Source organism: Methylobacterium haplocladii, assembly GCF_007992175.1.
GTDB classification, from domain to species: Bacteria; Pseudomonadota; Alphaproteobacteria; order Rhizobiales; family Beijerinckiaceae; genus Methylobacterium; species Methylobacterium haplocladii.
On the sequence record NZ_BJZT01000055.1, the window covers coordinates 1 to 10,671 of the forward strand.

At 69.8% G+C, this 10,671-nt stretch carries 10 protein-coding genes; 3 read left to right on the forward strand and 7 right to left on the reverse strand.

Annotation, left to right across the window (positions count from 1 at the left end; all coding sequences use genetic code 11):
- Window positions 1-233 precede the first annotated feature (233 nt).
- Window positions 234-1,697, reverse strand: a complete 1,464-nt coding sequence (locus MHA02_RS21125) for an LTA synthase family protein (protein ID WP_373866690.1) — start codon at window positions 1,695-1,697, stop codon at window positions 234-236.
- 9 nt (window positions 1,698-1,706) lie between these two features.
- A complete protein-coding gene (locus MHA02_RS21130) occupies window positions 1,707-3,584 on the reverse strand; it encodes a capsular polysaccharide export protein, LipB/KpsS family (RefSeq protein ID WP_238180468.1) in 1,878 nt (625 codons plus the stop codon).
- Between the two features lie 405 nt (window positions 3,585-3,989).
- Between MHA02_RS21130 and MHA02_RS21135 the strand changes: the two genes are divergently transcribed.
- The 3 genes from MHA02_RS21135 to MHA02_RS21145 are packed head-to-tail and all read left to right on the forward strand — an operon-like array spanning window position 3,990 to window position 6,984.
- Window positions 3,990-5,309, forward strand: a complete 1,320-nt coding sequence (locus tag MHA02_RS21135; RefSeq protein ID WP_147082473.1) for a capsule polysaccharide biogenesis protein — start codon at window positions 3,990-3,992, stop codon at window positions 5,307-5,309.
- A 56-nt stretch (window positions 5,310-5,365) separates the two neighbouring features.
- Window positions 5,366-6,136 (forward strand): SDR family NAD(P)-dependent oxidoreductase, encoded by a 771-nt coding sequence (locus tag MHA02_RS21140; protein WP_147082475.1) that lies wholly within the window; start codon window positions 5,366-5,368, stop codon window positions 6,134-6,136.
- Window positions 6,133-6,984 carry a formyltransferase family protein gene (locus MHA02_RS21145; protein WP_147082477.1) on the forward strand — a complete coding sequence of 284 codons (852 nt, stop codon included), beginning with the start codon at window positions 6,133-6,135 and terminating at the stop codon, window positions 6,982-6,984. The genes MHA02_RS21140 and MHA02_RS21145 overlap by 4 nt, the downstream gene beginning before the upstream one ends.
- A 3-nt stretch (window positions 6,985-6,987) precedes the next feature.
- Here MHA02_RS21145 and ettA read toward each other — a convergent pair whose 3' ends face one another.
- The 5 genes from ettA to MHA02_RS22485 form a co-directional block, all read right to left on the reverse strand.
- The gene (gene ettA, locus MHA02_RS21150; RefSeq protein ID WP_147082479.1) at window positions 6,988-8,640 is read right to left on the reverse strand and encodes an energy-dependent translational throttle protein EttA; all 1,653 of its coding nucleotides are present in this window, start codon (window positions 8,638-8,640) and stop codon (window positions 6,988-6,990) included.
- A gap of 208 nt (window positions 8,641-8,848) precedes the next feature.
- Window positions 8,849-9,118, reverse strand: coding sequence for a hypothetical protein (locus tag MHA02_RS21155; protein WP_147082482.1), 270 nt, complete (start codon window positions 9,116-9,118; stop codon window positions 8,849-8,851).
- A gap of 10 nt (window positions 9,119-9,128) precedes the next feature.
- Window positions 9,129-10,016, reverse strand: coding sequence for a DNA/RNA non-specific endonuclease (locus MHA02_RS21160; RefSeq protein ID WP_147082484.1), 888 nt, complete (start codon window positions 10,014-10,016; stop codon window positions 9,129-9,131).
- Window positions 10,017-10,029: 13 nt separating this feature from the next.
- Window positions 10,030-10,257, reverse strand: coding sequence for a hypothetical protein (locus MHA02_RS21165; protein ID WP_238180469.1), 228 nt, complete (start codon window positions 10,255-10,257; stop codon window positions 10,030-10,032).
- Between the two features lie 85 nt (window positions 10,258-10,342).
- Window positions 10,343-10,671 (reverse strand): hypothetical protein (locus tag MHA02_RS22485; protein ID WP_210245099.1); only part of this gene is annotated, 329 nt, incomplete at its 5' end.

Consider the following 10,671-nt stretch of genomic DNA (forward strand, 5'->3'; position numbering starts at 1 on the left):
AGACAGGCCAGCAGGGCTACGGGGGCCGCGATACGCACCATGAACACATCTCCATCCGGCGCGCGGGCAAGCCCACCCCCGGAACTGGGTCTCTTCCGATTACCCGCCAAATCGCTGCGATCGGTTTAACGGGTGATTGAGATCGACCGGACCGCAGCGTCAGCCGGTCCAAGCTCAGCCGTTCGGCAGCAATGCGTCACGAGCGTGGCATGGCCACGCTTGGGCCCCGGCGCTCAGGTCGTTTCGGAGCGCACTGCGTCCCGCAGGCGACAGCCGAGCGCCGCGATCCTGAGATCGATCCGCTGCGGCGCGCCGGCGCGTGGGCGGCCGAACCGGAACAGGGCGTAGTCCGTCCGGGGATCGCCGTCGCCGGGGCGATAGCAGGGCAGGGACGGCGCGTGATCGCCGTAGACGCAGAGCGTCGCCTCCTCCGCGGCGAGCCCGTCGATCAGCGCTTCGACCGCCCGGCCGGCATTGCCCACGTGATGGAAATACTGTCCCAGCGGATCGTCGATTCCGGCGAGCCGTCCCGGCTTCCAGGGGCCGTGGTTCTCCATCGTGGAGCAGAAAACGAGGATCGGCCCCTTGCGCCCGCGCACCTCCGCCAGGATGCGCTCGGCGACGCTGGCGTCGCCGACATAGGGGCCGACACGGGGCGCGTCCGAAAAATCCTCGATCATGATCAGGCGGTCGAAGCCGAGTTCGCGCATCACGCCGGCGCGGTCGAAGAAGTCGGGGTGGTAGGGGTGGACGAAGACCGTCTCGTAACTGGCCGCCCGGGCGAGACGGGCGAGGCTCGTCGGCTCGCGGCCGCCGCCGGAGAGGTAGGGATCGAAGCCGCCGAAGCCGAGGCTCGCGCCTTCCCGCCCGGTCAGCGCCGCGTGCTCGGAGCGCATGGTGTAGGCCCCGTGCGTCGGCACGGTGAGCCGGCCGTACTGCACCGCCTCGCCGCGGACCCGCTCCATCATCGGCAGGGTCGGGCCGCCGAGACGGGCCGGATCCATGAAGGATTCGAGCTGGACCACCACGACGACCTCGTCGCCCCGGCCCGGCGGCAGGGACAGCTTTCCGGCGGGGCTCGGAGCAGCGGCCTCGGCGTCGCGACGGGCCCAGTAGGCGAGCATCGTGGCGAGCACGCCGGTGCGCGCCACGTCGGCCTCCAGGTCCGGCGCCGGAAACCGCGCGGCGAACGCGGCTCGGCCGTGCCGGGTGCGCGCGGCGAACCCGAGGGCGAGAAGAGCGAGCGGCAGCGCGACGATTGCCGCGAGGCTTGCGCCGAGCCCATGCGGCAGCGCCGCCGGCTCGACCGTGTACCAGAATGCGGCGCAGCCGGCCCCGAGCAGCAGCGGCACTGCCGTCTTCGGATGGGTCAGCGGCGTGGTGTAGTAGAGCTCGGGATGCTGCGGCACCTGGCGAAGCAGGGCGAGGTCGCTGAACACCAGCGGCTCGCCGAGGACGCGGCGCTTGAGGCGGTTGACCAGCACGGTGACCACGATGGTCGTCACGATCGAGAAGCCCGCGAGCCACGGCCGCCACGAGAACACGAACCAGAACGCCATGATCAGCGCATAGGCACCGAGCCGGATCGCGACGTCGCCGGGCCGGAGGCTGACCCGCCGGGCGGTGGCGGCAGCCTCGATCGCGAAGGCGGCGGCGAGGGCGACGACGATGGGAAGGATCACGGACATCGGCGACAAGACGGGGCTTCAGCGCGGGAGGCCGCCGACGCCGCGACGGGCGCGCAGGCGTCGCACGATCGGGTTGAGAAGGGCGTAGCGGGCGCGCATCACCCCGTGACGAACGCCGCCGATGGCGAGCCGGGACGGGACGGCGGCGTCGCGCACCGCCGAGAGCCGGTCGAGGAGCTGTTCCGGTTCGCAGGGCTTCATCGCCACCGGGTCGAGATAGCGCGGATATAGGATCAGCGCGCCCGCCGCGAGCTCGTCGAGGGCAAGGCGGCGTCCGCGGTTCGCGCCCGGCGCGAGATCCTCGGTCAGGCCCCAGCCGGCATAGAACGGACGGCCATGCACCGCGACGGTGAGGCCGCGGATCAGCGCCTCGAAGCCGGCCAGCGAGGTCATGGTCTCGACGTGGTGGACGCGGTCGAGCAGGTCGACGATGGCGAGGCCGCCGACGAGCCGGTCGGCGATCGTGAGCGCCTCGGCTTCCGGAATCGCGCCGGGCCGAAAGCCCGCCTCGACGTCGGGATGCGGCTTGTAGAGCAGGAACGCGTCCGGGTTGCGGGCGCGGGCGGCCTGCAGCAGCCCGAGATTGGTGCGCACCAGCGGCGAGCCGTATTGCACCGAGGCGTCGTCCTCGACCTGCCCCGGGACCAGCACGATCCGCCGGCCGGCCGGCCAGTCGGTCGCCGCCTGCGACAGGCCGACATTGTACTTGCTGAGCCGCCGCGCGACGATCGCCTCGCGCAGGCTCCTGGCGCGCGACACGAGCTCGGGCTCGAACGCGGTTTGCTTCAGGATGCGGGCGAGGCGGCTCTCGGTGCGCGGGTCGTAGTAGATGCCGGTGTCGTCGACGACGATCGAGGCGCCGGGCTGCAGGCTGGCACCAAGTCCCACCGAGCGCAAAAAGCCGTCCTCGATCCGCGAGAGCGGGATGCCGGCCTCGGCACACAGCGTCGCGAGGCGCTCCGGCATACGAGTCGCCCAGGCCTGGACCTGCGCGCCTTCGAGCGCGGCCGCCGCGACGGCATCCTCTGCGGTCATCGTATGGATCGGTGCGCCGGAAGGACCGTCTGCGAAGACATCGAGGGCCGGACGCTTCCAGCGGGAGATGCCGACATAGACGGTGCGGCGCGCGTTGCCGGCGAACTTGTCGCGCAGCCAGGCGACGCGCGCGACGGCCTCCTCCATCGGGATCGGACGGCGTGTCCAGGGATCGAAGGCGTGCACGCCGGGGCCGTAGCGCAACGCCAGCGCCAGCGCCGCGTCGGGTGTCGCGGCAGGGCCGGTCGCCGCGAGGCAGACCGTCTCGACCCCGGCAAGCAGCGCTTCGCAGGCGGCATCCTGGCTTGCGACGTAGACCCGTGAGACCCGCTCGAACAGGGACCAGGGATCCTGTGGCGCGGCGAGGACGGTCAGACGCGGCGCCGAGATCCGCAGCGGAGAAACACCGGCCGGCCCGGCGGCGACGAGGTTTCCGGCGGGAACGGCCGCCAGCACGCGATCGACGAAAGCCTGCAGGCGGCGCGGCGCGGCGGCGAGATCCGGCTCGACGAGGACCAGCGCCGGTCGACTCGAAAACAGCTCCGGCAGCGGAGCCGCCGGCGGAGCGCGGTTGTCGGCGAACAGGCGATGCCGGCGAAGTTGCTCGGCAAGCTCCGCCGCCGGTGCGCCGCCTCCGAAGGGCCGACCGTCGAACGCGACGCGCAGGCTCGCGAACCCCGTCGCCGGCGAATCGTAAGGGCTGACGAGCGGCCCGGGCGCGACGCTCAGCATCGGCCGGCCCAAACCTTTCAGGACGGTCTCGGCCCGCGAGCCTCGGCGAACGGCGAAGGCACCGGTCGGACCCGCCGCGAAGACGCAACCGGTGACGGCTTCGATCTCGCTGCGCAGATGCCGAATCATGCGGCCGGCTGGAAACAGCGACGATGGCAGCGGCTGGGGCATGCGAAGGGGCTGGACGAGGGACGCAGGAAAACGCGCCTTAGATCACCTCGGCAAACGCCCGTCGAACCGAAATGTCGGATGCGGCGGCGGCGCTTAACCCGGCCTTCACCGAGATTGCGAATGATACCCTTGGCCGGCCCGTCTTTTTGCGCCCGGCCATCACATGCCGGCCGCAATCCGGGCGGAGAGCTACCTCGCTCGCGCAACGGCCTGTGATCCGCAGGCAACGCGCTTCGGGAATCCAGAATGCCCGCTGCCGCTCGGATTGATCAGGGATCCGGGGGCGTGCGACCCATGTTCGGAACGGCCGGCCTGACAGCGGAAGGCTCGGATCGCGCCGGCCCCAGGACGAAACTCTCCGGTATGCCGCAGCCTCGTTCGACCACCGCCCGCTCGCCGAACGCGACCTTTCTGTTCCTTCAGGGCATCGCCTCCCCGTTCTTCTCCGATCTCGGCCGGGCGCTGCGTGAACGCGGCCACAAGGTCCGCCGCATCAACTTCTCCTCCGGCGACTGGCTGTTCTGGCGCGGGGACTGCGACGATTATCGCGGTACCGGCGAAAACTGGGCCGCCTATCTCGAAGCCTATATCCGCGAGCACGCCGTCACCGACCTCGTGCTGTTCGGCGATTGCCGGCCCTACCACGTCTCGGCCATGCAGGCCGCGAAGCCGCTGGGCGTGCGCGTCCACGTCTTCGAGGAAGGCTATGTCCGGCCGAACTGGATCACCTGCGAGCATGGCGGGGTGAACGGCAATTCCTCGCTGCCCAAGAGCGCCACCGAGATCCGGGCCATCGCCCGCCGGCTGCCGCAGCTCGGCCGTGCGATGCCCCTCTCCGGCGACATGGCGCGCCGGAGCGTCTGGGACATCGCCTACAACCTCGCCAATATCGGCTTTCCGTATTTCTATCCCGGCTTCCGCAGCCATCGGCCGAACCACATCGCCGCCGAGTACGGCGGCTGGATCAAGAAGTTCGTGCGCCGCGGCCGGACGCGCCGGCACGCCTCCGAGGTCAACCGCATCTACGGTGCGATCCAGGCCGACTACTTCCTGCTGCCGCTCCAGCTCGACAGCGACTACCAGATCCGGGTGCACTCGCCGTTCCTCGGCGTCGAAGGCTTCATGGACCGGGTGATCGCGTCCTTCGCCAAATATTGCGGCCAACATCCCGGCGCCGCGACGCGCCTGCTCGTGAAGCTGCACCCCCTCGACAGCGGCATCATGGACTGGCGCAAGCGCGCCCGTCAGTCGGCCAAGCGCCACGGCGTGAACGACCGGATCGACTTCATCGACGGCGGCGACCTGCAGGCGCTGATCGACGGCAGCCGCGGCGTCGTGCTGGTCAATTCCACGGTCGGCATGCTCTCGCTGGAGCGCGGGCGGCCGACGCTCGCCACCGGCAGCGCGATCTACAACATGCCGGGCCTGACCCATCAGGGCGGGATCGACAGCTTCTGGCACGCGCCGACGCCGCCCGACATGGAGCTGATGGCCGATTTCCGCCGCGTCGTGATCCACCGGACCCAGATCAACGGCGGCTATTTCTCGAAGACGGCGATCGAGCGCGCGGTCGCCGGCGCCGTGCCCCGGCTCGAATCCGTGCTGCCGCCGGCTGCCCTCGCGCTGGCCCGCGCGGCCCGCGAGAGCGGCACCGAAGACGGCAGCCTCTCCCCGGTCTATTGATCGCCCGACGCCCGGCTGTTCCAGGCCCGTCTCCGCGAATCCACCAGTCTCAAAAGATGCCCGTCATCCTGATCACCGGCGCCTCCAGTGGCATCGGCGCGGCACTCGCCCGCCACTATGCCCGGCCCGGAACGAACCTCGTGCTCAATGCACGCGATCCGACCCGCCTCGACGCCATCGCCGAGATCTGCCGCGCCCAGGGCGCCGAGGTCCGCATCGAGCCCCTGGACGTGCGCGATCGGGACGCCGTCGGCGCCCGGGTCCGCGCGCTCCATACCGAAAACCCGCTCGACCTCGTCATCATCGCCGCCGGCATCAATGGCGGCCATCCGGACGGCGGGGTCGAGACCGAAGAGACGGCCTTCGCGACCCTCGACACCAACCTCTCGGGCGCGCTCAACGTCGTGCTGCCCTGCATCGACCTGATGAAAGCCCGTGGCAGCGGCCAGATCTGTCTCGTCGGCTCGCTCGCCGCCTATGCGCCGCTGCCCGACGCGCCGGCCTATAGCGGCAGCAAGGCGGCGCTCCTCGCGCACGGCCTCGCGCTGCGCCAGAAGCTCAAGCCGTTCGGCGTGCGCGTGAACGTGGTGACGCTCGGCTACGTCAGGACGGCGATGGGCAGCGCCTACCAGGGCTGGCGCCCGCTGGAGACCAGCGCCGAGGTCGCCGCCCGGAAGATAGCGCGCGGGCTCGAACGGGACGCAGGCGTCATCGCCTTCCCATGGCTGCTGTTCCATGCCGCCCGTGGGGCGGGCCTCGCCCCCGAATGGCTGCGCGAGTTCGGCATGCGCGCCTTCAGCTTCCGCATCCGGCAGGCCCCTCGATGACCCGGCCGCGGCTCGCGCTGTTCGCGCTGGAGGCGTTGCCGAACGCTCGCGCGCTCCGCCGCTTCGTCGCCGACAACGCCGAAACCATCGCGTTCGTCGGGCTCTCCAACGCCGAACGGCCTTCGACGGGCGGCCTCGTCGGCCAAGTGCGCCGCCACCTCGCGCGCTCCGGCCCGGGCATCCTGCCCTACCTCGCCGTGAACTTCGGGCTGCCCGACCTGTTGCGTCCCCTGGCACCGCTGACCCAGCGGCTCGCCGGCAGCGGCGACACGCCCGAGGCGACCCCGCTGGCGCCACTCTGCCGACGCCTCGGCATCCCGCATGCGAGCATCGACGACGTGAACGGCGCGGCCGTCGCGGCGCTGTTCCGCCAGCACGCGCCCGACCTGATCGTGACGTTCCACTTCGACCAGATCCTGACGGCCGAGACGCTGGCGCTGGCGCCGGTCGGCGGCCTCAACGTCCATCCGAGTCTCTTGCCGCGTCACCGCGGTCCCGTACCGACGATCCATGCCCTGGCCGATAGGGAGAGCGGATACGGCGTCACCGTGCACCGCCTCGCGCCGGCGATCGATGCCGGCGCGATCCTGGCGCAGGAGGCGGTGGGCCTGCCCCCGGACGTCACCGCGACGCGCGCGGCCGTCCTGCTGCACGGGCACGGACGGCCGCTTCTGGAGGGCGTTCTCAAGGGAATCGCCGCCGCTGGGGTGGTGCCGGAGGGCCGCACGGTGCCGGTCGAGCCGTATTGCGGGTTTCCCGACCGCGCGATGCTCGGCGCGATGCGACGGGCGGGCAGGCGGCTGACGGACGCACGGGACTTGCGCGAGGCCGTCAGCCTCCAGGCCTAACGACTACCGCGAAAACTTCTTGTATTTCAGCTTCTTCGGTAGGATCGAGTCGATCCCGAGGCGGCGCTTCTTGTCTTCTTCGTAGTCCGAAAAGTTGCCCTCGAACCACTCGACGTGGCTGTCGCCCTCGAAGGCCAGGATGTGGGTCGCGATGCGGTTCAGGAACCAGCGATCGTGGCTGATGATGACGGCGCAGCCGGCGTAGTCCTCGAGCGCATCCTCCAGCGCCCGCAGCGTCTCCATGTCGAGATCGTTGGTGGGCTCGTCGAGGAGCAGGACGTTGGCGCCGCCCTTGAGGGTGCGGGCGAGGTGGACGCGGTTGCGCTCACCGCCCGAGAGCGTGCCGACCTTCTTCTGCTGGTCGCCGCCCTTGAAGGCGAAGGCCGCGCAATAGGCGCGCGAATTGATCTCGCGCTTGTTGAAATAGATGATGTCGTTGCCGCCCGAGACCTCCTGCCAGACCGTGGCGTTCGGATCGAGGGCGTCGCGCGACTGGTCGACATAGCCGAGCTTGACCGTCTGGCCGACCTCGATCTCGCCGCCGTCCGGCTTCTCCTGGCCGGTGATCATCTTGAACAGCGTGGTCTTGCCGGCGCCGTTCGGGCCGATGACGCCGACGATGCCGCCCGGCGGCAGCTTGAACGAGAGATCCTCGATCAGCAGGCGATCGCCGAACGCCTTGTTGAGGTGGTCGAACTCGATGACGTTGTTGCCGAGCCGTTCGTCGATCGGAATGACGATCTGCGCCGAGGCATCGACTTTGTTGTTCTGCTTGGCCACCAGTTCTTCGTAGCGGGTGATACGGGCCTTCGACTTGGATTGCCGGGCCTTCGGCGAGGCGGCGATCCATTCCTGCTCGCGGTTGATCGAACGCTGACGAGCCATGTCCTCACGGCCCTCCTGTTGCAGGCGCTTCTGCTTCTGCACCAGCCAGGCCGAGTAGTTGCCCTCGTAGGGGATGCCCTTGGTGCGATCGATTTCCAGGATCCAGCTCGTGACGTTGTCGAGGAAGTAGCGATCGTGGGTCACGATCAGGATCGCGCCGGGGTAGCTCTTGAGATGGCCTTCGAGCCAGTTCACCGTCTCGGCGTCGAGGTGGTTGGTCGGCTCGTCGAGGAGCAGCAGTTCCGGCTCCCAGAGCAGCAGCTTGCACAGCGCCACGCGGCGGCGCTCGCCGCCGGACAGGGTGGCGACGGGCTGCTCGTCGCTCGGAACGCCGAGGGCCTCCATGGCTTGGTCGACCTTGGATTCGAGCTCCCAGAGGTTGGCCGCCTCGATCTTGTCCTGGAGCTCCGTCATCTCGTCGGCGGTCTCTTCGGAGTAGTTCATGGCGAGTTCGTTGTAGCGGTCGAGCAGCGCCTGCTTCTCGGCGACGCCCTCCATCACGTTCTCGCGGACCGACTTCGTCGGATCGAGCTCCGGCTCCTGCGGCAGGTAGCCGACGCGCGCGCCCTGGGCGACGAAGCCCTCGCCGGTCCACTCCGTGTCGATTCCGGCCATGATCTTCAGAAGGGTCGACTTGCCCGATCCGTTGATGCCGAGGACACCGATCTTGGCGTCCGGATAGAACGACAGGTTGACGTTATCGAGGATCTTCTTGCCGCCGGTATAGGTCTTGGTCAGACCCTTCATGTGGTAGATGAATTCGCGGGCCATCGGTCGTGTCCTCAAGTTTGGTCCGGCGGGCCGCATGGCGGCCGTCGCGGGTCGAGATCCGGCGCAGGCCCGCCGTCGAGCCGCGTCGCGATCCGCGTGGAGCGATTGGGATGTTCGCGCCGACGTAACAGGGCGCCTCCGGCCGGGCAAGGATGCGGGCAGCGTCGGGCACCTGCGCCGAACGAGGCCGAGACGCGCTCCAGCCCGTTCAGGCGAAAGGGTTCTTTACGATCGTCGGCGGCCGTGTCGTCTCGGCGACGGCCTGGGGCAGGTCCTCGGCCTCCAGAGCCGTCACGATCGCATCGAGCACGGCGCGGAGCGCCTTCGCCCGTTCGAGCCCCGCGCGGTCCCGCGTCAGGTCGAGGGAGCCGTGCAGCGCGATTCGTGTCGTGCCGTTCTCGAAGGACAGGTTTGCGAAGTTTCGGACGGCCGCATCGTCGGCGAAGGGTCGGAACTCCGGTTCGGGCTCACGTGGCATCGGGCTCTCCTCAGAAGATCGAACGCATCAGGTCGCGCCACAGGTGGCGCAGCGCCCGGTGCAGGGCGCGTTTCGCCCAGGACCCGAAGCTCTCGTCCGTCCCGGCGCGGCCGCCGTCACGGGACGACGCGAGTGGTTCAGGCAGGCTCATCGCCTTCGCCTTGGCGGCGTCCGGCAGCCCCGGAAAGACGTCGATCCCGACCGCCTCCTTCAGCGCCGCGATCGAGACGGCGTGCCATTCGCCCGTTGCGTCGTTCCCGGCGAGATAGGCGGCGGCCTCGCCGCGGGCGGGGTCGTAGATCGCCTTGTAGATCTGCGTCGGCACCAGCACGCGGCCGTTGATCGCCCTGGCGGCCGTCCCCGAAAAGATCGGGCCGGTGACCACGAACAGCTCGCCGCGCCGGATCGCGAGCCGGCGCACGCGCTCTTCGATGCCCGACCAGACGTTGCGGTTCGCCGTGCGGTCCTGCGGCACGATGTTGGCGAGGCTGAAGGACTGCGCCTGCGCCTCGGGCGTCGGCATGTCGGCGGCCGGCGCCATGTGGCCGCGGTCGTAGCCGCTATGGACGTAATCGCTCAGGTCCGCGCGCGTGCGGAAGGGCAGGCGTTCCTCCTCGTGGAAGGCGTCGGCCCGGTCGACGGTCCGTGCCGCGGCGATGCTCGCCCGCGTCAGCCGCTCGGCCGCGTAGAGCGGCGTTCGCGCGCGGCCCGAGAACAGGATTGCGAAGGCGTCGAAGCAGAGCGGGACGGTGTCCGGCGCCAGCTTCGGGTCGGCGAGCACCGGCAGCCGTCCCCCGGCGAAGTGCCGTGGGCACGATTCCAACGCCTCGGCAGGCTCCGCGCGGAGGGCGAGCCCGACGAGGAGAACGACCGCTCGCCGGCCGGCATCCTGCATCATGATGCCGATCGTCCTAAAAGCAGACCCGCACCCGGCGCGTGCCGGAGGGTGTGTAACGCCAGCGATAGGCGCAGGGCCGCCCGAGCGTACCCTCGAACGGACGGGCGTCGCGGTCGGGCGCCCCCGGCGGGCGGCGTCCGGGGCATTCGGTCTGCGGATCACAGGATCGCGACCGCACGGCATCGGCCGCTCGGGCGTCCAGCGCGATCAGGGCAGCCACGCAGGCCGCGAGCGGCAGCATCCACGCCGGTGCGCGACGCGACCCTGTGTTGCGCCGGAGCCCCTCATCCGGGAAAAATGCATGCACAATATTGATCATCGCCGCTCTATTCCGTAATGCCCGGGGCCTTGTAGGCGAGCGGACCGGACTGCCTTAACCGTAAAGGCACACGGATTGCTCGAAAGCTCTTGATGCCGCATCCCGCCTCTCGCCGGATCATGGCATCGCAGGGCCGGACCGAGATAGGCTTCTTACGCCAGGATGACGGCTTCGGCCGTCGGGCGGAGTCGGTCAGCGCGCCACGGGCGCCGGCCTTGAAGATCCGCCCGTGTGGTGGGAACGCGACGAACAGCAGGTGACGACTTTGGCTCTTGTCGACGTATCGATCCTCGACGACCTCCCGACGCCTGACGCGCTGCGTCGCCTTCCGGAAGG